Source organism: Streptococcus oralis subsp. dentisani, from assembly GCF_002096685.1.
Classification (GTDB): Bacteria; Bacillota; Bacilli; order Lactobacillales; family Streptococcaceae; genus Streptococcus; species Streptococcus oralis_AD.
In genome coordinates, this window is the sequence record NZ_NCVA01000041.1 from 1 (window position 1) to 25,246 (window position 25,246).

Below are 25,246 nucleotides of genomic sequence, written 5' to 3' on the forward strand. Positions count from 1 at the left end.
TTGGAAAACTCAGAACCTAGAAATTCTAAGCTATTCTTTAAGCCAACAATCACGGGGTTATGAACATTATTGATTTCATTCGTAATCGCTTTCCCGACTTCTCCATGCATGGAATTACTGGTGATGATAGCATTCATTCCATTTTTAGCGGTATCCAACTGACTCTGAGCAGTCGCGACCATCTTCATATAGGCCTCTTGGGCTTTCTGAAGCTCCGCAATATCGACATAAAATCCCATTAGCCTTCCTCCGTGTTTAAATACGGCTCATAATACCGAACAAAATCCTCACTGCGCATAAAGGCAGTCGATACTTGTTGCTGGGAGAGCTGAGTCGCACGTAAAACATCCTCTGTGAACTGACTTTCCCAGTCGTCACTATAGCCTTCAAAACGAAGTCGCTCAATCATCATGTTACTTACGAAAAAAGCATCCATTCCAGGCATCTCACCCAAGGGCCAGATGCGAGCCAAGTAGTCTACCACATAGTCATCAAATCCTTCTTGAAGAGGCATCTTGCGGCCTGAAATCGTAACGAGTGGTCCTGGTCCCTCCGCTAAGCTCTTCTGGAGTTCTTCTGGCAATAACTCCAAATCTAGCTCAACAACAGAACCTAAAGGATAAATAGGACTGTAGACACTGTCCACAATCCCCATGAAATCCTGTAAATCCGTGATGGAAAATAGTTGATCTAGTTGATTATAATGGATCTGAGCTTCCTGCTTTTCATAATCAAAATGACAAGTAAAAGTTGCACCAAAACTTGGCACATACTCATAGACATCCTCTAATTTTCTCAGAGCCTTATAGAGTCCCTTTAATATCTGCGGACGCATTCCTAATTGTTGACCAAGTTGAATTAAAGTATCATCTACTTCGAATGTCTCTCTCGTACGACTAGTAATAATACTTGTAAAAATCTTATTCTTATCGTATTGAACCATTACTTAAACCTCACATTGGCTGTATTCTTATCAAACTGACCGGCCATGGCTTTATCATCAGCCACAATCTTCTCACCAACCGTAATCATTTGAGAAGTACGCTCCATTTCAAAATCCTTATAATCACTCAGAATTTTTTTCGCTTGTTCTTGAAGGGTCTCAAAAGATTTCATCCGATTCAAGGTCGTTTTTCCAATCTTTGTCACTTGAATGTTTGATACAGATGCGACCTTAGTCCGTGCTGAGGTAACAACACTTTGCCAAGAAGCCGAACTGATTCCTATTTTATCCATCTATCCTACTCCCTAAAAAATAGCTGCCAAGAAGCTTTCAACCGCATTCCAAGCACTTCCAATAGCACCACCCAAATCCCCTAGCTCCAATTTTCGCTTTGCGATCTCTGCATCCAACTTCGCCAAATTCATTTCATGCTCATTTTGATGCGTATTCATCGTCGTCGCAATTTTCGATAAAGTCTTATCAAATGTATCACGTATTGTCCCTTTAAAGGTATCTGTAGAAATAGTTGTAGAGTATTGAGAAACTGTATTGCGAAACTCACTATAGGATTGAATTTGCTTAGAAAGTTCTTTTCTAGCAGATTCTAACTTCTCAATCTCTGCTTTTTTCTTATCGTATGCTTTCTGGTACTGATTCGCCAAACTTTCATAGCGACTCGCTTGCGCTCGATTATAAGCATTACTAGCAAGCCGCTTTTCTTCAAAATCACTCATCTTTATACCTCTTTTGACTAAATCTTACAGTTAATAGAATTATATCAAAAATTCTGATGTTTTACCATAAGGAGAATGAAAAATAAAAGCAAGTCAAATGACTCGCTTTTATTCACTGATAAGTTTGATGCGATAGCCTTCTCGGCTGGTGAAGCAGTTGTACTCATTCACTCCGACAACCGATTCTGTGAAGCTACTCTGGTAAAAATAATAGTATAAAAATGATACTATTTCGTTCTTCCTTTTACCACTTTCTCCTTGTTTTCCTCCAACCACTGTAGATAAAGCTTTGCATAGCGTTCTTCCTCATCGTTACGGTAACCTTCAAATATGACTTCGTCAATATCTTCTTCGTTAAAATAATAAATCTCTTCTGGATTGAGACCGTCTGGAAAAACAGAGCCTGTATAGTCAAAAACAACATCTGCCCCCTCCTGATTAACAATCATTCCACGACCAATAATCACAACTTTCTGGTTGCCGTCTGCTAGGTAAACAATACTCCCTAATGGTAATAACATTTTATGCCTCCTGTGTATTTTTTATAATATGAAATTTAAAATGATTTAAATTATATTGTATTGATATAGCATAGATAAATAAAATTGAATAACCTCCAATAAAGGTAAATAATAGCAGAGTGAGATAATTTGAATTGAAAATCCCAATGAAAAGACATCCTGAGAAAAGCAATATAAAAGTTATTAAATGTTGAATAACCTTAAAAAATGAGGAATTAGATCCTTTCTTATTTCCTTTTATTGTAGCTCGTAATAATAATGCATCCTGAAAATTAAATTTCAGAGTTTTATCCATTCCTAAATTTATAACTAGGAAAATTAGCAAAGCTCCGATAAAAAATAAAATAAGAACAATTCGCCATGAAGAAAAAATCATGGGATTATTTGCGAATTTTGGAGGAAAGAATAAGAGCCAAAATACCAAAGCAATAGACACAATATCAAATACTTTCCTAAAATTTTCTAACCATATATTAAATGGCTTTACTTCATACTGTTCAACCTGTTCCGTCACATCATAAATTAAGTATTCCGTATTATTATACGCATTAAATCTCCACAAATAATTTCGGATGTCCTTTGGATTAAAATAATCTATTACATAAAGACGGTTATGGACTTCTATTAGATAATAACGGTTATCCAGCCGCCCCACTACACGGGCTACATAGTTAGCTTTTTTCTCCATTATCCAAAAACTCCTTTAATTGCTTTAAGTGGATTGCTAAATGATTTTCCGATATTAGATATTCCTTTTCCTATTCCGTTTAAAAGATCTCCTGCACCATCAACTACAGCTCTAAATGGTTTCACATTTTTATACAGAGCTTTTACACCTACAGAAACAGCTGCCCCCACTGCTACAGCTCCAAATATACCAACAACAACTGGAGCTCCAGCCAAAGCTGAACCCACAGCAAGACCGGCTACCCAGCCAGCTGTTCTGGCCGTTAAGCCATAACTAACTGCTCTACCAACATTATGGTGTTCTTGATAATGTTCGCTGCCTTCTGACCACATTCCTAGACCAACAAGTCCTCTTCCACCCCATTTAGCAACATTTCCAAGAACTTTACTGGTAGAATTCGGTATTTTTTTCAGCGTGCTAGTTAGCCAATTTCTCATTTTTGAACTATCTTTTATAAATCTTCCTGCGGCATCACGCGGTTGCAAAGTCGCCGCCAGTGAACGACCTATTTTTTTAGATTCCTCAATAACTTTCCCTTTAACATGATCCAAAAAAGATCCTATAGTTTCTTTAGAAAATTCGCTTCCAACCATGGCCTCCGTAAGGCTACTCTTGATCGATACTACTAAAGCTCAAGTGTCAATCTTGGATATGAGATATTCTTTTTCTCTACTATAAATTTCTCCTGCAACTGTTCCTCTGCTTCATCAATATATCCCTCAAACCAAATCTTGTCAATATTTTCATGATTGAAGAAATAAACTTGATTATCCGTATTTCCAGAAGGATAAAGACAAGCTGAATAGTCAAAATATCCAATTGTTCCTCGACTATTGTAAAGTGGAAACCGATTTATAATCATCACTTTAGTATCACCGTTCTGTAGTTGAACAACACTTCCAATAGGTAAATAATTACTCATTCTTTAACTCCTTTATCAATTGATTTAAAATAATATATCGTTCTTTCGTTTTTGTATTTAAGAATAAACAAAAAGGAAAAAGTAAACCGACGGAAACAAATAAGAATAAAAAGATTGATGTCAGTAAATATAGAATAGCAGAAATTGTAACTATTAGAAATAAAGATATGATAGTTATCATCGCAATCTTAGCATTTCTTTTTTCTTGATGAAGAAATATACCATATGATTCTCTTGACAGGTATAAATCAGATAATTCTATCCCTCTATACAACTTTTTAACGTAGATTCGCGAAACAGAAAAAACTGCAATTGTCCCAAATATCAGTATTAAAATATTAAATAATAAAATATTTATAAATAGATATTGATTTAACCATCTAACTATTGGCAACATAAACAGTATAATCATCACTAAGAAAGATTGACTATAGCTGCTTTCTTTTTTATCTATCCTGATTAGTAATTTTTGACTGCTTTTATCATAAAAAACAGATTGCTTTTGATAGATTCCTACAGGAATAATTTCGTAATTATCTTTCATCATCTCACCCAAATACACTTCCCAAACCACTCATCATTCCTGTAAAAGCATCGCCGATATTTTTTCCAACATCATTGACCGTCTTTCCTATTGTATCAGCTGCATGCTGTATGTTACTAATGGTATCATCTATAAAAGGTTTTGCAACACTATCATACACCCAGTCAAAAATCATTGATCCTGCAACTCCTGCAACAAAACCTATTGCTGCTCCACCTACTGTACCAACCACCGGAAAAGCACTACCTATAGCTGCCCCAACTTTAGCAGCGCCAATACCAATCGCTACATGTCCTCCAGTCTTTACTGCTGCATGACCAATATTTTCTCCATCTGCAACTTGCATGCCAAAATCCACTGCAGCCCCTAGAGTCTGTACGCCATATTTAGCAACTCCTTTAACAAATCCACTATATATAGGATTAACATCAACTGGAATAGTATAAGTCCCACCGCCTGAAACAGCTCCCAGCAAACCATATTGCATATTTTGGGGACTATGTGTCAACCATTCCCAAGAAGATTGAATAAACGCATTTATAGCTTTATCTGTCATAAAACTTTTTAAAGCTTCTTGACTAAACGCTCCAAATAAAGACGATAAATAAGATGGCAAGTTTTGATTCGATGAACCATCCTCTCTATTTTCTAGACCAGGTGGGATTTCCTCTCCATACTCCGCCTTCTTAATCACCTCCCTCGCAAGAGCCTGCAATTCCTCAATCCCTGCCTTGTCCTTGTCAAATGCAACGCCTGGATGATTCTTCTGGAAGTAAGCCCTTGCTAGGCTATCCACTTTCTGGTGATAGCGGTTTGCCGCCCTCTTGAAATGAGGATTACGATAGATAGCTAGCGCTTCAGAATTACGATAAGGGCTGGCCATGGTAACCGTCCCACTCACCTTCGTTAAGCCCTTATTTTGATTGTTTAAAATCGCATCTAACTCACTTGTGGCCTGCTTGCCATTGAAGGCAGCCAGGCGCTTCTCCGTCTCGGAAAGCGACTGTTTCGACGCCTCAATAGCCCGATCTAGCTTATCCTTGCTGGGAGCTTTCAGTAAGATCAAGTCAGAAATTTCCGTATAATATTTATTCGTCGCATCCATATCCCGGACAATGGAGGAATGGAGACGATCCACACTCTGCTTCAAGCTAGTTAAGGCCTCACTGTTGATGACAGCTGTTGCGCTTTTCTCACCGACTGTTGATTCAAAGTCAGAAATCAGATTGTCAAACTCAGTATAAAGCAGATTAGAATAGTCCACATAACCCTGAAGGAGGGGGAGGTTATAATAATTCAACTCATGGTTAATCGCAGTCTTGACATCACCACGCAGCGCTTGACTTGATGCAAGACTCTGCGCAGTCGACTGTGCCTCAGCCAAATCAGACTCGAAAGCTTGGGTCTGTTTATAGAGAAAATCCTTTAAACTTTCCAACTCGCTACGCTTGATTTTCATCGTCTAACTCCTCCTGTAATCGTAGATAAAAATGGGAAGGAATATCTGTTTTCATCAATATTTCCCGTAATTGACCCACATAGGAACTTTCTTTTTCTGATTCCGCATAACCCTGAGCGATAATTCGTTTGATCATGGTCTTATGAATCGCCATCGGTGGAAGCTCTGCTTGAAGACCAAGTGGCCAGAACTGTGCTAAATAATCCACATAAGCTCCGTCGAAAACGACTTTTCGCCCCATAATCATGACATAAAGTGGCTCATCGCCTAAAAGTGACACTACTAACTCTTGAGATAGCTGCTCCTTATCAATCTCAACCAATGTGCCCAAGGGAAGAATGTCACTATAAACCTTATCAACCCCATCTAAAAAATGGACAAATTCACTTTTAGCTAGCATAATATCTGTCTCGTTCCGACAAATATACACTTCTTTCGGTAAAAAAGTCACTTCAATATCAGCGCCAATCCGCGGATGATAAATATAGTTTGGCTTTTTATCCAAAAAAGCTTTTACGATTGCGCCCAATACCTCTGGACGATTTTTTAAAATAAAAGCTATCTGATGTAAAAAATCTGTAGTGGGAAATGCCGTATTACCGTCACAATACTCTTTCCAAATTTGTTCTGCTGTCTTCATTTTAATCGAATCCCATCTTGAAATCCATCGGCTCCTGAACGATCATCCAACAACTTATTCTCAGAAACCCTAAGCATATTAGAGGATTGAGAATTCACATAAGTTCGATATTTTATGACAGATGTATTTAAATTCTGAATAGCTTGATTAAAGTTCTTAAAAGGAGATAAATCTGTATAGGAAAAAGGAAGAGTAGATAGTGGACGAACAGAGGCAACACCCGAATGATAACGTCCGACCTGTCCAGCCCATTCTTCTGTTTGGACATATATTTCTGCTTGACCTGACATACTAGTCCTCCTCCCTATTCAAGCGATGATAGTATTCAATCTGGCTATTCAGACTATTAATTTTGGTCTGGCAATCTTCAATATTCCCATTATATTCTGATATTTTAAAGCGAATACTCTTACAATTCATTTCTGTATCTGTCAACCAAGTTGTAATCGCATCGGAAATTCCTGCTAACGTTTTATCAAAATCTTCCCGACGGGTTCCCTTGAAATCAGTTGTAGAGTGCTTATTCAAATCACTCGCAGAAGTCTTGTTTTTACTAACAACATCCATCTGACTCTGAATACGATCATTCGCAGATTCCAACCGTCTTATCTTATCCTCATAAGTACGTATATCCAAACGGATCCAACGAATTTGCGCATGACAATTCGCAATAGCACTATCGTATCGTCCCATACATAAACTCCTCCATTTTTTCTCTAATTATATCAAAAATTCTGATGTTTTACCATAAGGATTGGGAAAGTACCCTAAAAATAAAAGCAAGCCAAATGACTCGCTTTTACTCACTGATAAGTTTGATACGATAACCATCCCGGCTAGTGAAGTAGTTGTACTCATCCACTCCAACAACCGATTCTGTGAAGCTACTCTTAATGGATACAACATTCTGGTCTTGGAAACGAATACCAATACAGCCTGCAGGCACATTAACCTTCAGAATCTTATCCACTTCCATATAGCCATTAACGATCTGACGAAGCTCACCCATAAAGATGAAGTGGAGCCCAACGGTCCCTCCTTTGTGTAGGAGAGCCTTAAAGGCATCCTCTGTCATCTTAAGATTCATAAGCTTGCTGAGGGCTTGTGCTTCTGGAATCAAGATGTAGATAGGATAATCCAAATCAGCTGGCGTGCGCGCATCCACTTCAGACTGCATATCCATAAAGAAACCAGGGATCTCCTCGCCCACAAATACTTCGTCGAACAGCCCTTCCGACTGATGGTAGTTTCCTGTTGGATCCACCAAGAACTTTTTAATGTGACTAGGCACTTTTTCTAAGCCTGTCAGAAGCGCTGCTTCGCCATATTCTAGCTGCTGCATGGTATCATAGAGAAGCTCAAAGTAGCCGTCTCGTTTTGGCACAAAGCCAACCGGGTGTGTACTTTCTTTGTCAAAACCAATTGGCAACTCGCCTCTTTGCCACATATCCTGAACTTCCTCGTGATTTTCAAAGAAACTCGTAGAAATCTTACTTGGCAACATAGGTACTGCTTCTGGACGTAAGCCTTGCCAGTCCTGATTCATTGATTGGATTTCTGCTGTTAAGTGAGAAAGACGGTCGATATCGTCTTTTCCTTCTATCGGCAGATAGACTTGTAACTCTAGAACTTCTTCCTGTGTCACCTGAGCACGGCCGACAATTTCCTGGCCTGGCAGGGCATCACGTCCCATAACCGTCCGAAGCGCTCCTTCTTCTACTAAGTAAAAGCTCAAAGCATTGGGAATCGTCGAGCTCATCCGTAAACGCAAGCTACTAGCGCTGAGTACGGTTATCAGAGTATAAATACCCAGGCTAGCTCCTTCACGTAGGAGCTGGTTGACAGCTGACTCGATGTTCTCCTCTAATGGGCTTTCCCGTACTGAGTCATAGCCATCAAAGATGTTGAGAAGAACAGGGAGTGCTTGACCTGTCTTTTGCTCATACTGTGACAGACTAGACACGCCAGCCTCTGTAAAGAGGGCTTTCCGCTCTTTCATAAGACTATCCAGACGTTTCAGATACTTGAGGAGCTTTTCTTCCTCATCTAGTCGAACCAGATCCGCAACATGTGGTAACTCTCTAATTGGTAAGAGACCATTCGTCCCAAAATCAAAAAGGTTAAACTGAACTTGCTCAGGCGTATTTCTACGAGCCAGATTCATGAGGATAGTTTGAAGAGCTGTTGATTTTCCAAAGCCTGGGGACCCATATAAGACGGTATTGCCTAACTCCTCAATATCAAAGTGGTAGACCTCCTGCTTTTGAGCACTTGGCAGATCCAGCATGCCTAGTGGAATGGAGAGTTGACGTGGGGTTGTCCACTCTGCCTGACGGTCAATTGCCGCTCCTACTAACTCCTCTCCAAGAGGTGGTAGCCATGGCTTTTCAGGGAGGATGACTTGCAGACGCTCCGTTTCCTTATTGATATAATCAATCACAGCTTCAAGCTCTGTCTCCTGCTCTTGTGTCTCTTCAACCGAGTAATCCCCGTCATTTCCGTCAATCAAGAGTTCGCTCTGCCCTAGTTGATTCACTAACCAAATCCGTTCATCTACTTGATTACCTTCATCACTATAAGGCTGATAATCCGCTCCACTCCATGCTGACTGGAAGAGTTCATAGATTTCATTGTTTCCGACCTGAAGATAAGCACGACCAGGCTGAGTGATACTAGCCGCATCTGGGGTTTTGATAATCTCATTTGAGTCTGAAGGATCGGCAACCTTGAGTGCCAGCTTAAAGCGAGAATTAGACCAGATCTGCTCATCCACCACTCCAGATGGCTTTTGAGTCGCAAGGATCAGGTGAACCCCTAGGGAACGTCCGATACGTGCCGTGGAGACGAGTTCTGCCATAAACTCTGGTTCATTTTGCTTCAACTCCGCAAACTCATCTGAGATCAGGAAAAGATGGGGTAAAGGCTCTGTCGGATAGGTCTTTTTCTCATCTGGATCGCTAAGTGCCTTCCCTTTTTTATAGAGCTTGGTATAGCCATTGATATGGTTGACACCGAATTTCCCAAAGAAACGCTGACGCTTTTGAAGTTCCGCACGAATACTCTTCAGCGCACGAGCCGTCCCAGCTCCATCCAAGTTGGTAATAGCACCCATCAAGTGAGGCAGCTTGGCAAAGAGATTGGCCATTCCTCCCCCTTTGAAGTCAATCGGAAGAAATCCAACATCTTCTGGCGCAAAGTTAACAGCTAGAGACAGAATATAGCTCTGCACAATCTCAGACTTACCAGAGCCGGTAGTCCCTGCAACTAGTCCGTGTGGACCATGGGCACGCTCATGAAGGTTGAGCAGCACAATATCATCCTTCCCTCGAACACCTAGAGGTACAGCGAGAGACTTTGATGCATCCGCCGCCTGCCAGCGTTTCTCCACATCCAATTCCTCGACCTGCTTAACACCGTAGAGTTCCATAAAGGAAATCGTATCTGGAATCGAGTTTTTCTCCACTTCGATATGATTGAGATTGGCCAAACGGTAAATCGCTTCTTCAAGTTTTCCATTTTGAGGCAAACGATTAGGCTTAAAGTCTTGGTTGACATAGATATGATGGTTATTGACGAGCTTGGCTGTTTCTCCATTTTGGTAATCAACCACTGCCGTCACCGTCTCAGGCAACATATTGAGGCTTTCCTTACCCCAGATAACCGTCACCCCATACTGGGTCATATCCTCTGCCAGAAATTCATTGAGCCCATGTCCTGACAGCCATGACTCATCCAAAATCGTCAAGACATAGTGCGGCGAGAAGATTTGCTCCTGCTTTTGTTCCCGAACAACCTGACGACGCTTGACTAACATCTGGTAAAAAGAGGTCAAGACCATGTCCCTGGTCTGGTCATCATGAATAAGTCCCCGTAGATTGAGACTCCGCATTTGCGCATGAGGCAACCAGCGCCATTCTCGCCAGTGATTCTCATATTCCTCTTGGGAGACCAAGGTCACAAACTCTACATCATGATAGGAATGGAGCGCCGCAATCTGAAACAATAGCGTTTGAACTGCTACTCGTAAGACAGGAGCTACTCCCGCTAATCCCAAAGCCTGATCACGTAGAGAGAGGACAATAGGCGCATCCTCTAATTTTATATGAGGTTGTACCAGTTTTTTCTCGACAAAGCGGCTCCATTCTTCCTTGCGATTGGTTGGTTGAAAACGTAAGGAATAACTAGAATCAATCGCTCCAGTTCCCAAATGAACCTTTAGAAAGTCATCATTTGTCACCATCTTCTCATAAATCCGTGGGTTGTAACTTTCTACTAAATCCACTAATTCATCAACCGATGGAAAATTATATGTCAAGGCTTTCTTTTGTTCCGTCTTTAGACGACTCAATTGGCTTCCTGTCTCTAAGAGATACTCTTGATAATCATCGTTTCTTTTCTGATTCTTCTCTTTGACTTCCTTTTTATTGGTAAAATAGCTCGATACTGAAAATCCAGCTGTCAAGAGACTGGCACTGGCCATTCCCATCATAAGCAAGGCATTTCCCTGCATAAAGACACTAGAGGCTCCGCTAATCACCACCATTCCAACAGGCGGTACGATCGCACGCCATAGCTCACCACGTCTAAGTTTTTCTTCTGGTGCTGGTGAATTGATTTCCACCTTATCCTCAGGCTCTTTTAGATAAATGCGTGGACTTCTACGATAATTAGGAAACTCATGTGGAAACTCAGCTTTATAAGGTTCTTCAAACAAATGATCAGATTGGATAGTGTGCTGTCTGCTCAAGGGCAGGAAATGGATCTGATGTTCTCGAAATGAGAAAAGAAAGCAGTCCACCACCAAAACATCCCCTACCTGAATAGAGGCATCAACTTCCTCTAGAATTTGTCCATTTAGATAAACCTTAGCTCCATTAGATGATCCAGAGAGATGATAGGTATTCTCCTTAACCTTCAGGTAAAGGAGAGCTTGACTTTCAAGGCAAACATCTGCTTTCTTCTCCTTAGAAAAGAGTAAGTCCTGCTTAGGATAGGTAAAGGAATGGATCTGAATCTGTTCATGTGGAATGGCTACCAGACTTTCCTCCTCCTGACCAGCCCAAGGGATTCCGTCCTTTTCAAGACCACTTTCAGTAATTGAGATATGACTTTCTCCAATATTGATTGAGGAGGCCCTTTCGGTCAACTCTTTGTACTCAAAGCATTCTTTAAACGAAAACACATGCCAAAGAACCTCTTCATCTGACAGCTTTTGACTCCAAGTCGCTTGTTTGCCCTTAGTTGCCATTTTTAGTCTCCTTTGATGTACTATTTGCCTTTGAACTTCCGTTTAATTGTTCCTGTAACTTATCAATTTCTTTTTGATACTTTTCAAGGAGTTCTCGCTTTTTCGCTCCGCTCATCGTACTGTCTGTATTGACCTGATCATAGAGCTTTGTATAAGCATGAAGAATATACTGAATGTCCCCAATATTTTGAGCAATATCAAGTGCTTTTTCAAGTTCTCCACGGCCGATATAGATCCAATAAGAAAGAGTATTCTCACTAGATTTCTGTGACAAGTTTCTAGATACAGCTTCCTTTTGTTCTTGAGTCAGATTGTCTAACTCTAACGAGCTAGCCGCAAGTGTATACTGGACTCCCTTCGGAAGACTATTTGGAGCTTCTGACTTAAGACCTTCTACCACTGCCGTATAATCCTTAGCAATGTAACTCGTCTCAGCCTGAATGATTTTATCCTGCTTAGGCACCACATAAAAAGCATAAATACCTGTTGCAATCCCCATCGCAACTGTTACAATTGCGAGTCCTAAAGAACCCCATTTAAACAATTGATAGTTCCTTTTCGAGACAAACAGTTTTTCCTTTTGACGCTTCTCTTCTTGGATACGAGCCTGCTCACTAATGAGATGGTCTACTTCATCAAAAGTCTCCGCTTTAAAAAGAGTTTCCGCAAAAGCATTTTTTACCGTCGTAAGACTATCAATTAACTCTTCAAAGTTGAGCTTAGGTTGTAAAATGAACACAGCTAAAGCCTTATATTGCTTTAACAAGTCCTCTTTCATGAGCGAAAAAGGAACCACACTATCTGTCATCCCTCTATGTCCTAAAAGGACACTTTCCCCGCTCACAAACAGATTATCTGGGTGAATAAAGGGTTTCATAGGCTGATCGACAGTTTCTTTTAAGAATTGTAACTTTTGAAAAAGATGAAGGCGTTCTAAGATTTCTTTATTTTCAACAGCTTCTCGAATCGACTGATAACCTGCTGGAATTTGGTAAGAAAGACGAACGACCTCTTCTGCCTCTTCTTTCACTGCTCCTTGAGCTAAATGTGCCGTGCTTTCTAAAAAGAATCGATACTGCTTCATCCGATTCAGTTGAAATTGATTAGCGGATAACTTAATCTCTAGTTCACCAGCCTCTTTCGACCACTTGGATTGGATACTTGTCTCTTGTACTTTCATTTCTTTCTCCCTACAATTTCTAATTGATCTCCGTTTCCTAAAGGAAAGTCCGCTATCTGGTCATCATCATAAAAGGCAATTGATTTATTAGTCACTTGAAGATCAAAGTGACTTGGTAGCTCTTGGTTCATCATTGAAAATGACTCACATATCAGCTCTTTTACTCTCTTGAATGAAACCTGCGTTGGAAGTTTCAAATCATATATTTGGTCTCTCCATTTTATACCAACCGTAATTGTCTTCATCACACACTCTCCTTCTTAAAACGAAGCACTTTTGAGTACTTCCTACCTAGCCAAACACCTAGATAGGTCACTCCAAGTAGACCTATTCCAAATCCTAAAATAGATAGCCAAGTAGGTAGCGAAGTGTTAGAGGTGCTCTCTCCAGTCAAAATTGCTTCATCTGCTCTATAATCTGCTTGAAACAAGCCACGCGTCACCTTATCCTGACTCTGAAAACTATTAGTATCTTTAGTCCCGGTAAAAAGAGAGGACTGCGCTTGATGAACATTCTCTTGCTGTGCTTTTTGTAGCTGTTTTTCTTTCTTCACACTATCTTCTAAAAATAATTCAGGAATATTCTTAGACTTAGTAGTCTGAGGACTGTTCCCTTGATCATGGATGGTTTGATTATTAATTTCAAGACTTCCATCATCTGCTCGGACATCACCTGAGTTAAGAAAAAGACACAACAATAATAGACTAAAAATGACTTGAACCTTCTTCATAAATCTCCTTCCCCACTTGGTAAAGATAACTTTATTATACTACAAATCACACCATCTCACAAGAAAACAAAAAGGATCCTTACGGATCCTTACCTTGATTATTTCTGGCTCTATAATTTCTGTAGTGGGTAAAACCACTGTAGGAATTATGGAGTCTATTTTGTTGTAGAAAAAAAGCCCTATAAGACCTATAATGAAAAAGTGACCAACCCCTCATTAGAAAGAATCTTATGGAACAATTAAATTTTATCACAAACATACTTGAAATTAAAGACAAAAATATTATTATCTTAGATTATCTTGACGCTGGAACGCATAAAGAAGTCATTGCTAAGCTCGATTATCCTGCCTCTAAATGTCACAACTGTCAAGGACAAATGGCTAAATATGACTTTCAAAAAATCCAAAATCCCCTACCTCGAATGCGCTTGCTACAAGACTCTCATTCGATTGAAAAAACGCCGTTTCCGCTGTAAAAACTGTGGAAAAATAGCCGTCGCAGAGACTTCCTTAGTCAAGAAGAATCACTAGATCGCAACCATCGTCAAACAGAAAATCACTCAAAAATTGATTGAGAAAGTCCCTATGACAGCTATCTCCGAAAGTTTATCTGTCTCCACTTCTACAGTCATTCGTCAGTTACATAAATTCAAATTTAAGACTGATCTTAACCACCTTCCAGAACACATGAGTTGGGATGAATATAGCTTCAAGAAAGGAAAGATGAGCTTTATTGCACAGGACTACGATACAAGAAAGATCCTAGCTATCTTAGATGGACGGACTCAAGCAACTATTCGCAATCATTTCCTTCGGTATTCTAGACAGGTAAGAAGTCGCGTGAAAGTCATTACCATGGACATGTTTAGTCCCTACTACGATATTGCTAGAAAATTTTTTCCAAATGCTAAAATCGTTCTCGATCGTTTTCATATTATCCAGCATCTCAGCCGAGCAATGAATCGCGTACGCATCCAAATTATGAATCAGTTTGATAGAAGATCGCACGAATATAAAGCACTGAAACGTTACTGGAAACTCATTCAACAGGATAACTATACGCTGAGCAGTAAACGATTTTATCGTCCAACATTTCAGTCGCATTTAACCAATAAAGAGATTCTCGAAAAACTTCTCTCTTACTCTCAAGATCTTAGAGATCACTATGAACTCTATCAGCTTTTACTCTTTCATTTTCAAGAGAAGCACGCTGATTATTTCTTTGAATTAATCAAGGAAACTATTTCTTCTGTCAATCCAATCTTCCAGACCATTTTTAGGACCTTTTTGAGAGATCAGGATAAGATCATTAATGCACTTGTACTTCCCTACTCAAAAGCAAAACTTGAAACCACAAATATCCTCATCAAAGTCATTAAGCGAAATGCTTTTGGCTTCCGGAACTTTGAAAATTTTAAAACGAGAATCCTCATCGCTCTTTGAATATCAAAAAGGAGAGAACCAATTTGGTCCTCTCCAGGCTGTAACTTTTTATCAACCCACTACAGTTGACAAAGAGCCTTATTTCTTTCTTGTAAAGAGATTGAGACTAACTCCGATGCCTACAAATAATAAGAGTAGAAGAATCGTTACAATGCTTAAGTTACCACCGACCAAGAGATAACTAAAGCCGTTTTCAATATTTTGTAACGGAGACAGTCGATATAAGAAATTAAGGAAACTTCCTGATTGAGTTGCCACTCCCAAAATAGGAGTTAGTAGGAGATAAAAACCTAAGAGGGATGCAGATACAATATAAGTCGGATACGGAGCTTTCTTCAAGCTGTAAGATAGCACTAAAATCAAGCTTGCCATTAACATAAAGCTATAAATGAACCATAAGAATCCATTAGCTACTGTTGCTACTCCTATTGTAACTCCTGAAAACAAAATCGAACCAACAGTAGCTGTTATGATTGTCGGTAAGAAACTTTGAAGCTTCAAGTCCCACTTTTTCGTTGTCAAAAGATCAGTTTCTTCCCTTTCCTGTCTATCTTTAACAAAGCGTCCGATCGTCATAGCTATCACAAAAGAAATAACCGATAACAACAAGGTCATATAATAGGGGATGATGGAAATGTGACTAGCTGCCTGTGTCTTACCTTCTGTGACTTTTGTAGTAATTGGATCGGATAAGAAATTGAACACTTGCTTGTTATCAGCACCTCCACTTTTCGCATTGGCAAGCACCTTTCCAAACTGTTCTGCATAAGAGGTATTTTTCTCAACTGTACCACTTGTTTCCTTCACACTCTGATTCAAACTGGAAAGGACACCATCTGCGGACTTTTGAATCGATTCTGTTGTCTCGTTTAACTGTTGGATTTGTGGTGAGATATCTCGTACCTGAGCAGCTCCATCAGCTGTAGCTTGTGCAGTTTTTTTAGAACTATCTCGTAAGCTATCGTATTGAGACAAAAGTGACTTCACTTCTTCTTCCAGCTTAGAGGTATTCATCTTCTCTGGTTGTGGATTTTGATCATTGACAACTGATTCATAAGCAAGTTTCTCAGAATCTTTCCACTGATTATGAGCCTCATCTAAGACCTTCTGCATCTCCCCATACCAGGTATTTAAGGCAGAAGCTTGCTTAACAAGCAAATCTGAGTCTGGGAGAGACTGATACACTTGACGAAGGGTGCCTTCTTTAGGATTTTCTTTTTCACCTAGAATATCTGTCACATCCTTTAATTGCTGATCTACCTGTTTGTATAAATTATCTCCTGTAAGCCGATACTTAGTAACTAAAACATCCGATATTTCTGAAGCCCGTTCGTCGTCAGTTAGATTATTGTAGAGACTATATACAGAATCTGGACTAGCCTTTTGTACGAGAGTACCACTTGATAGCGTGCTTGCAAATTGATTGATATCTAAACTTGCCCCTGGTGATGCAAATAGAGTAACGATTTGTTGGGCAGTAAGGTCTAGGTTTTGGAAGTTTTTCAGAATCGCAGGTAAATCCTCAGCCAAAGTGTCATACTTACCATTAAAGACAGATAACTGAGCACTAGCTTGAACTGAACTTCCATCTGTCCAACTATAACCTACTTGGTTATAGGAATTCTTTTTCACATCATCAGATAAATTCCACTTTATCTGACCACTAATCGTGACACTCACCTTTTTAGGAAGTGTCGCATAGCTTGGTTGACTGACTTTTGGTGAAGTAGTTGGCGTTGCTGTCGTACTTTCACTTGTAGAAGTGGAATTTGTAGATGTTGCTGCATCACTTGCATCCGCATTTGAAGTACTTGATCCCCCTGAGTCCGAAGAGGCGACAGGAGTAGTTGACGCCGTTCTTTCATTAATAAATGTGACTTGAATTGTATTTCCTGATACTGCAGCTGTCACATGATAGCCTGTATCTTTTAACTGTTGACGGATAGAGGCTTCAATTGAATCTTTCGTCACACCTTCCAGTTCAAGATTCCCCATATTTGCATCATCGATGTTCAATTGGACTGTCTGACTACCAGTTGACGGATCAAATTCTAGAGTTTGGTGAATGGGATAGGTCACTGGACTAGTAACAGTAGCCGCTGAGGACAGATACTTAAAGGTTGTATTTTGTCCTAAAGAGCCACCCAACTCGCTACTGTAGTTAGACACAATTTTCAGTGCATTACGATAAGTTGTAGCCTCATCTGATGAGATCAATTTATCTTGCTCTAATTTAGCAATGAGAGCACTCAAATCTCCAGATGAAATCATCGGTAGGCGACTAGCAATTGCCTCAATATACTGCTTAGGAAGTTTGCTTCGGTTTTCTGGCTTCGTCATTAAGTTCAAAATAGCCGAGCGAATATCTTTATCAGTAGCTGTCTGATCACTTAAATCCTTAGAGCCATAATAAGTCTCTGCAATGGTCTCCCTGAGTGCTCTAAGCTCCGCTACTTCTTTTTCTAAAGAAGTGATTTGTGCCTCTAAGTTCCCCTTGACCTTACTTTGTGCAGTTTTATACTCCCCCGCCTTAGCTTTGAAATCTGCCATAAAGGATCCGGTTGCCGTATCGGAAAACTGCAATTCTTTTAATTTAGCATTCCCAACAGTGTAAAGGGCATTATACAAGTCAGAATAATGCTTCTGATCATCTGTCCATTGTTTTTCCAAGGCAGCCTTATCTTTTTCAGATTGCTCCTTATATTGGTTGGTTGACTTTTCAAGACGAGTATTAGCTTCTTTTGAAAACTCATTCACAGAGTTTGTTGTAGATTCAAGGGCTTTCCCAGAAGCATCTAAAGAGTTGTTATTCGCTTCCATGCTGCTTGCGACTGATTTAACAAAAGCTTCTTGTTGGGTCTTAAAGAGTTCATTATCCGTCTTCAGACTATTTGCAATGGATTGAGTACTTCTAAATGAATCTGGTAGGGTCGAAAATGGAGCTTGAATATTTGAAATGATGAACGTATTTTGAGATAACTCTGTAGTTGCCATCTGATTCACATTCGTCTGTGCATCTGAAAGATTTCGAATGATGCTCGAAAAATACATCCGAACCACCCGTTGATTAAATCCTTGTAAGACTGTATTAACTTGACTGTGGACAGCCTGATTAGCTTGTTCGTTTTGCCCTTCGCGAATCTGGTAAGAAACAGTGGCTTTTTCTGGAGAAACACTCTCTAAGCTCAACAATTTCTCAGAAAAGTCTGACGGAAGAGTAATAACTGCATCAAACTGACCTGACTTCAATCCTGCTTCAGCCACGCTACGATTGGTTGTCTCCCAGTTATTCTCTGTATCCTGATTAATTAAAGTGACAAAATCCGAGCCTAAATTATAATCAGTATTTTCAAACCTTGCACCTTTATCTTCATTCACAAGCGCATATTGAACCTTAGCAGTTTGCTTGATCTCACTTGAATAGTGAAGGCTCTGATCCTTTAATGCGAAATAAACAAGAGAACCTGATAACAGGGATACGCATGCTACTGCAGTTAAAATTTTTAAGTATCGTTTTTCTTTATGAGGACTATTCATTATTACCTTTTCCACTTATAACTAGCAAAAAACGACGCCCCTTTCGAAGCGCCGTTCACCGATGATTAATTCAAACCAAATGAAGTTGCATCCTGACGGTCACGCTCAGCAACAGTATCGGCGTATTGATTCAATTGTGCATGGATACTTTCAAGAAGTTGTTCCATTTGAGTTACGCTTACTGATAATTGTTGGAATTGTTCCAAGTAAGATTGGAAAGCCGCACCTTGCCATTGTCCTTGGAGACGACCATTTGCGCCTGAAACTTTGTTAATGGCATCTTTCAATTGTTCAGAAGCATTGGTATAAGTTTGTGCTTCAGACTTTAACTGTTCTGGGGTCAACGAAATTGCTGGCATATCATTATTCTCCTTTTTTGACTTGGTCATCTTCCCGATAACCTTATAGTCAATATTGTATCACAAACTCGTCAGATTGCAAGTGTTTTTTAGAATTTTGATTCAACTTTATAAATCGATTGAAAACTTCCCACTATTTGATGTGTTCAATCAAGCATGTCACATCTTTCAATATAAAAATACTAGGTTATAATGCATTTCATTGTAGACTATTGTATCAATTACTGAACTCCTACTTCCATCGACCATCTTGGTGATATCAGAAAATCAAAAAAAAGGGGGTGCAAAACAATTCCCACAGACACCCTACCTGTTGGAACATTTTGCACCCCCTTTGCGTATGTGGGAATAAATTTCATACTTTACCACTATCAATCCTGCTACATCACTTCAGGCTGTTAGATTTATACTTCACTCAAAAATTCAAAAAAGACCGAATATCAAGCCTTTTGTAACCCCTGAAACGGTGGGCTTTATCCCTTTCTCTCCAGCAGTCCTACAACCTCGATATGATGCGTCTGCGGAAAAAGATCCACTGGTTGTACTTTCTGCAACTCGTATCCCAATTCTTGGTAAAGTTTGATATCACGCGCCATGGTTGCGACATTGCAGGAGATATAGGAAATGCGGTCTGCTCCTGTTTGGCTGCTTGCCTTGATAAAGCTTTCTGTGAGGCCTTTTCTTGGTGGGTCTACTAGGATAAGACTTGGTTGAATACCTTCCTTGAGCCAGTTCTTCATGGCACTTTCAGCTGTGTCACATACATAGTAGGCGTTAGCAATCCCGTTGATTGCCGCATTCTTTTTGCTATTCTCAACCGCTTCTGGAATCACTTCAACACCATAGACTTCCTTAACGTGCTTAGCAACGGATAAACCAATGGTTCCAATACCTGAGTAGGCATCAATAACAACATCATCTTCTCTTAACTCCGCAAAGTCAATGGCTGTTTGATAGAGTTTCTCAGCCATCTCTGTATTAACCTGATAGAAAGCTGGTCCTGATATTTGGAAGTCATTTCCCAACATTTGGTCCGTAATGTAATCTTGACCAAAAAGAGTATGCCATTCTTTCCCAAAAATAGCATTGGTATCCTGGTCGTTGATATTTTGCATGACAGAGATAATCTCTGGAAACTGCTTGATTAGTTGTTCAATCAATTGGTCAACACGGAAAACTTTCGGTCGAGTGGTTACCAAAATGACCATGATTTGTCCTGAGTAGTGACCACGACGCACCACAAGATTCCGAATCAAGCCAGACTGTTCCTTTTCGTCATAAGGTTTCAAATCATAACGACGAAGCAAATCTCGAAGAACTGCTACGACTTGGTCAATAACAGGATCCTGGATGAAGAAATCTTCAAGGGGCATAAGGTCATGCGAATTTTTACGGAAAAAGCCAGTTTCCAAGACACCATTGACACGACGAACGGGCACCTGAGCCTTATTACGATACTTGACAGGATTTTCCATACCTAGAGTTTCAGCAACCTCTACATCTGTAATGCCAGCAATCTTGTAGAGACTATCCTTGACTTGCTTGGTTTTAAACTTGAGCTGTTCTGGATAGGCAAGATGCCCCAAATCAGCGATACCTGAACGTAGATACGCTAGGTCAAGGTCTTGGTTACGATGCGGAGAATGTGTAATGTATTCTTCAACTTTCCCATAGCCGATCTTTTTATTTACCTTAAGGACTCGCATGAGGATTTTCTCAGTTGGTAGAGCATTTTCTACAAAGAAAACCAAACCATCTACCTTAGCAACCCCAGCACCTTCATGGGTCAAATCAACAATTTCAACTTCTACAATATCATTTTTCTTTAACATATTTTTCACTTTCTATCGGCCGACAAAAAAAGACGGCAACATTTCTGTTACCATCTATTATATCATGAAATGACCTAAGCACCAAAACTCTTGAAGAAGTTGACAATGGCTTGCCAGAGGGAGTTAAAGAAGTTGCCCCCGTCTTCTAGCGCTTTATTGGCATCAAAGTTGAGGTTGATATTTTTAAAGCTATCTCCAGCTTGGGAAACAATACTTTCCTTGAGGTCATTTAGGGTTTTAGTGAAATCAGCATTATTCAAGATGTCACTCTTTGAGAGGTTAAGTGCAAAATTGATGATGATATTGACCTGGTTTCCTGTTATAACCTGATCAAGTTTGTAGTTTTTTAGTGTGTCTTCTACAATTTTGCGAACATCTTCCTCTGTCAGATTGCCTTTGGCTTCTTTTGCTTTTGCGATTCCTGCCTTGATATCTGCCAAAGCAACATTGAGTTTATTGGCATCGTAACCTGACTTGTCCTTGTTTTCAGCATTGATATCTGATAAGGCTTTTAGCTCCTCTTGGGCCAAGTCTTTATTGGCTTGCGGTACTTTAGCACCATTGGCCTCTAACGAGTAGTAAATCCCTGCCAGGGCACTTTCACCTGTAACTGGAATAGGAGCTGCAACTGTGATTTTGGCATGCTCCACTCCCAGCGTCACCGCTGCATTACGATACATATCCTGCGTCACCTTGGTGATATTTTCAGGCGTTTCAATCTTGATCTCTAGAGGCGACTTATCACCCAGCTTTTGAATCTTGGCTGACGAATAGAGCTGGAGACTAGCATCATTAGCCACATTCATAATGTTCGAATAGATATCAGGTGTCATAGTTTTGATATCTTTGGTGTCTTTTGATGCATCATAGCCCAGTTTGCTAAGAGTTTGGTTTTTCTGGTCTTCAGATAGAGAAGAACCTAGGACATATTCTGGTTGTACATAGGTTTCATCGATTACTTTTTGAACATCGGTTGCTGCGTGGACGCTCGCCATAGCTGTTGCAGCCCACAATACTGCAGCACTTGTTAGAAAGAATTTCTTTCTCATGGGATATTCCCTCCTTTACCTTTCTAGGTTAATAAAACAATCTTAAAGAAAACTTATAGCGAAAAACACCTGGCAAAACCAGATGTTTAGAAGAAATTAAAGAATTTCATGATATAGAGATTAAAGCGAACCTGTCTCGAGTAGTAATAATTTCCACCATTCTCATAGAGTTCGGCTCCGTGAAAGATAGAAATCGGGTTGATATAGGTGTAGGTCTTCCCTGTAATATTGCCTAGGATTGGAGCGACCGTTTCTCGGGAGTAACGCTTGGCTAGTGCCAGAGTATTTTCCTTGCCATTCTGAGCGATAAAGTCGATATAGGCAGGTCCAAAATTATAGGCTTGCACGGCTGTCCAGACATCAACACCCTTTTCCTGAGCTAGATAGAGATTATCAGTCAATGTCTGAATTCCCTGACGAATGCTCGTCACATTGTCATTGATAGTATTTGTGGTACCGCTAGCAGACTCGCTAGACTGCATGACATCGCCTTCTTTTCCCTTTGTTTCGGTATAAATCATGGCGAGCACAAGCTCTTCATTGGCTGGAGTATCTCTTTCATTGAGGATTTCTCGAACCATGGGTTGGTAGGTCATGACTTGCTTCACATCTTGATGGATATGATAGACTTTATAGACAGCGAAAAGGAAGACTGCTAGCACTAGCACTCTTCGTAGTAATTTAAACATTATTTACTTTGAATATCCTCGATATTTTTGATTAAGATAGAATAGGTTCCATTGTCATTTTGGATAAACTCGACAGATTCTGCGTCTTGATAGACGTTATTGGGAACGATGAGCTCGATTCCGTTTGACAAGGAGAGTTTTTGATTTTCAAATTTCTTGAGCTGACGACTGGCATCAATTTCATCAAACTGGACTGGTTCTGGTACGGCTTCCTTAACTTGATCAATAAAGCTCAAACGAGCTGTCAGATTGTTGTCAAAAAGGTCATTAGCCAATTTTTCAGGTGACAGTTCATTGCTTTCTTCAAGATTGTTGAAAATCGCTGATTTGACCTTGGATTGAAATTGAAAATCATCTGTGTTAAAAGATTCAGCAATTCTCTGGGCCGTTTTCTCCAGTTCCTTGATGGATTTCTTTGGTGAAATCTTAGGGGCAACAGCTAGGAGATTATCTGAAAAATAATTCAAGAAAGTCCCATTGTACTTGATACGTTTTTCGATGAGATGGTACTTGCGACTTTGAAGATTGACCACCAAGGCCTCATCAGCCCCTGTTCCAAATCCAGGCAGGTTATTCTGAGTCAGCTTGATTGGATTATCAACTTCCCCACCGAGGTGAGTCAAGGTTTCCCTCAAGGCAATTCGCAAGAAAGCGAAATGCTCTACACCTTCTTTAGAAAATTGCACAAAAATCAAGTCATTGGTCTTGAGATTTTCAGAAATGCTAAACTCTTCTTTCCAGAGATTAGCCAGGGTTACTGATGTCTCCAACAAATCATCTGTGATGTGATTGAAGAAGGGATTTTCTTCTTCGAAAATCCCAGTCTTGGCTTCATCTGAATACACGCGTTCGATTTTTTTACGTAGGTATTCCTCGATTTTTGGAGTGATATTGAGAAACTTATCCGCTAGAAACAACTCAGTATCATCTGGGCTGAACTGATGGATAATAGCTTTCTTAATATAAATGTCCATAAAAGTATTAGTCCTCGTATAGTGGGAAGGCATCTGTCAACGCTTTAACTTCACTTCTCACTTCTTCTAAGACAGCTTCATTTTCTGCATTTTTAAGGGTTTTGATAATGAGTTCAGCCACTTTACGGCTTTCTTTTTCACCAAATCCACGCGCAGTGATGGCTGCAGATCCAATACGAATACCACTTGTCTTGAATGGTGACAAGGTTTCGTAAGGGATTGAGTTTTTATTTAGGGTAATATTAACCTCATCCAGCAAGTTTTGAGCAACTTTTCCGTTCTCTACAACCTTAGTTACATCCACTAGGAAGAGGTGGTTTTCAGTTCCACCGGAGATGATACGGAAATCAGAGTCTTGCAAGAAGACTTCAACCATAGCCTTGCTGTTTTTGATGACATTAGAAGCATATTCCTTAAAGGCTGGATCCAAAACTTCTTTGAAGGAAACTGCCTTAGCCGCCACAATATGCTCTAAAGGACCACCCTGAATACCAGGGAAAATAGCTGAGTTGATTTTCTTAGCTAGGTCCTCATCATTTGTCAAAATCAAACCACCACGAGGTCCACGAAGGGTTTTGTGGGTCGTTGTTGTAGTGATATGAGCGTATGGCACTGGGCTTGGGTGAAGACCGGCTGCCACCAAACCAGCGATATGGGCCATATCGACCATGAGCTTAGCCCCAACAGCATCTGCGATTTCACGGAATTTTGAGAAGTCGATAATTTGAGAATAGGCTGAAGCACCAGCTACAATTAGTTTTGGTTTGACTTCTTGGGCTTGTTTCAAGATAGCATCAAAGTCCAAGAGTTCTGTTTCAGGATCCACACTGTAAGAAACAAAGTTGTAGGTTTGACCTGAGAAACTAACAGGAGCTCCGTGAGTCAAGTGTCCACCTGCTGCCAAATCCATCCCCATAACGGTATCACCTGGCTCAATCAAGGCCATGTAAGCAGCACAGTTGGCTTGGCTTCCTGAGTGAGGTTGGACATTGGCGAATTTAGCACCAAAAATTTCTTTTGCACGTTCAATCGCTAGAGTTTCTACCACGTCTACTACATCAGTTCCACCATAATAACGGCGTCCTGGGTAACCCTCGGCATATTTGTTTGTCAAGATAGACCCTTGAGCTGCCATAACAGCCTTGGAAACCACGTTTTCCGAAGCAATCAACTCAATGTTGTTTTGTTGGCGTTCTTCTTCTTTGGCAATAGCATTCCAGAGATCAGCATCGTATGCTTTAAAATCGTCTTTATCAAAAATCATAGGTCTTCTCCTTTATAGTGTGACTGGTCCTTTAGTTTATTTTTCAATAAGAAAAAAACTAAAAGATGCGAATAAACCGTTTCTGCATTTTATCACAAGTATAACCAACTTTTTCATAAAATGCATGAGCACCCAGACGATGATCAGCAGAGTTTAAGCGGATAAACTCATAGTCCCGTCTTTTTGCTTCTTGATCCAACCCTTGCAGTAAGCTTTTACCGATACCTTGCCCTTGTGCTTGAGGCGAAACCGCTAAGCCTAAGATATTAAAGCCTGCTTTGGAATAGAGAGATTCATAAACTTCAGCATGGACATATCCAAGTAGGACATGGCTGACCTCATCCTCATAGCCAAGTAGGAAATGATGAGAATCCTGAGACAGTCTAGCTAGTTGACTAGCTGTGTCCTCTGGACTAAAAGTATAGCCCAAAGTCTCTTGATTGATGTCACATATAGCTTTTACATCTGTTTCTTGCAAATCTCTTAGCAT

24 protein-coding genes and 2 pseudogenes are annotated in these 25,246 nt (G+C 40.1%); 1 reads left to right on the top strand and 25 read right to left on the bottom strand.

From position 1 onward, the window contains the following. The 17 genes and pseudogenes from B7705_RS06650 to B7705_RS06730 form a co-directional block, all read right to left on the bottom strand. A pseudogene (locus tag B7705_RS06650) lies at positions 1–239 on the bottom strand (T7SS effector LXG polymorphic toxin); the annotation flags it as partial. Continuing rightward, positions 239–943, bottom strand: a complete 705-nt coding sequence (locus B7705_RS06655) for a DUF4176 domain-containing protein (RefSeq protein ID WP_084948586.1) — start codon at positions 941–943, stop codon at positions 239–241. The gene B7705_RS06655 and the pseudogene B7705_RS06650, both read right to left, overlap by 1 nt. Beyond that, complete coding sequence (locus B7705_RS06660) at positions 943–1,236, bottom strand: type VII secretion protein (protein WP_084948588.1); 294 nt, start codon at positions 1,234–1,236, stop codon at positions 943–945. The genes B7705_RS06655 and B7705_RS06660 overlap by 1 nt, the downstream gene beginning before the upstream one ends. Before the next feature lie 12 nt (positions 1,237–1,248). Then, complete coding sequence (locus tag B7705_RS06665) at positions 1,249–1,677, bottom strand: DUF5082 domain-containing protein (protein ID WP_084948590.1); 429 nt, start codon at positions 1,675–1,677, stop codon at positions 1,249–1,251. Positions 1,678–1,904: 227 nt separating this feature from the next. Beyond that, positions 1,905–2,198: a DUF4176 domain-containing protein gene (locus tag B7705_RS06670; protein ID WP_084948591.1), complete on the bottom strand. Its 294-nt coding sequence runs from the start codon at positions 2,196–2,198 to the stop codon at positions 1,905–1,907. Between the two features lies 1 nt (position 2,199). Beyond that, positions 2,200–2,886, bottom strand: a complete 687-nt coding sequence (locus tag B7705_RS06675) for a hypothetical protein (protein ID WP_084948593.1) — start codon at positions 2,884–2,886, stop codon at positions 2,200–2,202. Then, on the bottom strand, positions 2,886–3,479 hold the full coding sequence (locus tag B7705_RS10000; protein WP_239822340.1) for a hypothetical protein: 594 nt from the start codon (positions 3,477–3,479) through the stop codon (positions 2,886–2,888). The genes B7705_RS06675 and B7705_RS10000 overlap by 1 nt, the downstream gene beginning before the upstream one ends. A gap of 32 nt (positions 3,480–3,511) precedes the next feature. Next, positions 3,512–3,808 (bottom strand): DUF4176 domain-containing protein, encoded by a 297-nt coding sequence (locus B7705_RS06685; RefSeq protein WP_084948595.1) that lies wholly within the window; start codon positions 3,806–3,808, stop codon positions 3,512–3,514. Continuing rightward, positions 3,801–4,382 carry a hypothetical protein gene (locus tag B7705_RS06690; protein ID WP_239822341.1) on the bottom strand — a complete coding sequence of 194 codons (582 nt, stop codon included), beginning with the start codon at positions 4,380–4,382 and terminating at the stop codon, positions 3,801–3,803. The genes B7705_RS06685 and B7705_RS06690 overlap by 8 nt, the downstream gene beginning before the upstream one ends. After that, positions 4,357–5,811 carry a T7SS effector LXG polymorphic toxin gene (locus B7705_RS10005; protein ID WP_084948596.1) on the bottom strand — a complete coding sequence of 485 codons (1,455 nt, stop codon included), beginning with the start codon at positions 5,809–5,811 and terminating at the stop codon, positions 4,357–4,359. Before B7705_RS10005 ends, B7705_RS06690 begins: the two co-directional genes overlap by 26 nt. Next, positions 5,795–6,451 (bottom strand): DUF4176 domain-containing protein, encoded by a 657-nt coding sequence (locus B7705_RS06700; protein WP_084948598.1) that lies wholly within the window; start codon positions 6,449–6,451, stop codon positions 5,795–5,797. The genes B7705_RS10005 and B7705_RS06700 overlap by 17 nt, the downstream gene beginning before the upstream one ends. Then, positions 6,448–6,741, bottom strand: a complete 294-nt coding sequence (locus tag B7705_RS06705; RefSeq protein WP_084948600.1) for a penicillin-binding protein — start codon at positions 6,739–6,741, stop codon at positions 6,448–6,450. Before B7705_RS06705 ends, B7705_RS06700 begins: the two co-directional genes overlap by 4 nt. A gap of 1 nt (position 6,742) precedes the next feature. Continuing rightward, on the bottom strand, positions 6,743–7,144 hold the full coding sequence (locus tag B7705_RS06710) for a YwqH-like family protein (RefSeq protein ID WP_084948601.1): 402 nt from the start codon (positions 7,142–7,144) through the stop codon (positions 6,743–6,745). A 106-nt stretch (positions 7,145–7,250) separates the two neighbouring features. Next, entirely contained in the window at positions 7,251–11,699 is a 4,449-nt protein-coding gene (essC, locus tag B7705_RS06715) for a type VII secretion protein EssC (protein WP_084948603.1), read from the bottom strand. Then, positions 11,689–12,879, bottom strand: coding sequence for a type VII secretion protein EssB (gene essB / locus B7705_RS06720; protein ID WP_084948604.1), 1,191 nt, complete (start codon positions 12,877–12,879; stop codon positions 11,689–11,691). Before essB ends, essC begins: the two co-directional genes overlap by 11 nt. Next, complete coding sequence (locus B7705_RS06725; RefSeq protein ID WP_084948606.1) at positions 12,876–13,124, bottom strand: EsaB/YukD family protein; 249 nt, start codon at positions 13,122–13,124, stop codon at positions 12,876–12,878. Before B7705_RS06725 ends, essB begins: the two co-directional genes overlap by 4 nt. Further along, positions 13,124–13,609, bottom strand: coding sequence for a type VII secretion EssA family protein (locus B7705_RS06730; protein ID WP_084948607.1), 486 nt, complete (start codon positions 13,607–13,609; stop codon positions 13,124–13,126). Before B7705_RS06730 ends, B7705_RS06725 begins: the two co-directional genes overlap by 1 nt. A gap of 230 nt (positions 13,610–13,839) precedes the next feature. On the opposite strand from B7705_RS06730, the pseudogene B7705_RS06735 reads away from it, so the two are divergent. Next, a pseudogene (locus B7705_RS06735) lies at positions 13,840–15,096 on the top strand (ISL3 family transposase). Positions 15,097–15,130: 34 nt separating this feature from the next. On the opposite strand, the gene esaA reads toward B7705_RS06735, so the two are convergent. The 8 genes from esaA to B7705_RS06775 form a co-directional block, all read right to left on the bottom strand. After that, entirely contained in the window at positions 15,131–18,589 is a 3,459-nt protein-coding gene (gene esaA, locus B7705_RS06740) for a type VII secretion protein EsaA (protein ID WP_084948609.1), read from the bottom strand. Positions 18,590–18,654: 65 nt separating this feature from the next. Next, a complete protein-coding gene (locus B7705_RS06745) occupies positions 18,655–18,948 on the bottom strand; it encodes a WXG100 family type VII secretion target (protein ID WP_084948610.1) in 294 nt (97 codons plus the stop codon). A 473-nt stretch (positions 18,949–19,421) separates the two neighbouring features. After that, positions 19,422–20,780: a 23S rRNA (uracil(1939)-C(5))-methyltransferase RlmD gene (rlmD, locus tag B7705_RS06750; RefSeq protein WP_084948612.1), complete on the bottom strand. Its 1,359-nt coding sequence runs from the start codon at positions 20,778–20,780 to the stop codon at positions 19,422–19,424. Between the two features lie 74 nt (positions 20,781–20,854). Then, a complete protein-coding gene (locus B7705_RS06755) occupies positions 20,855–21,829 on the bottom strand; it encodes a DUF1002 domain-containing protein (protein WP_084948613.1) in 975 nt (324 codons plus the stop codon). Between the two features lie 86 nt (positions 21,830–21,915). Beyond that, a complete protein-coding gene (locus tag B7705_RS06760; RefSeq protein ID WP_084948615.1) occupies positions 21,916–22,518 on the bottom strand; it encodes a lysozyme family protein in 603 nt (200 codons plus the stop codon). Further along, entirely contained in the window at positions 22,518–23,492 is a 975-nt protein-coding gene (locus tag B7705_RS06765; protein WP_000356101.1) for a nucleoid-associated protein, read from the bottom strand. Before B7705_RS06765 ends, B7705_RS06760 begins: the two co-directional genes overlap by 1 nt. Before the next feature lie 7 nt (positions 23,493–23,499). Further along, a complete protein-coding gene (glyA, locus tag B7705_RS06770; protein WP_084948618.1) occupies positions 23,500–24,756 on the bottom strand; it encodes a serine hydroxymethyltransferase in 1,257 nt (418 codons plus the stop codon). 58 nt (positions 24,757–24,814) lie between these two features. After that, the gene (locus tag B7705_RS06775; protein ID WP_084948620.1) at positions 24,815–25,246 is read right to left on the bottom strand and encodes a GNAT family N-acetyltransferase; all 432 of its coding nucleotides are present in this window, start codon (positions 25,244–25,246) and stop codon (positions 24,815–24,817) included.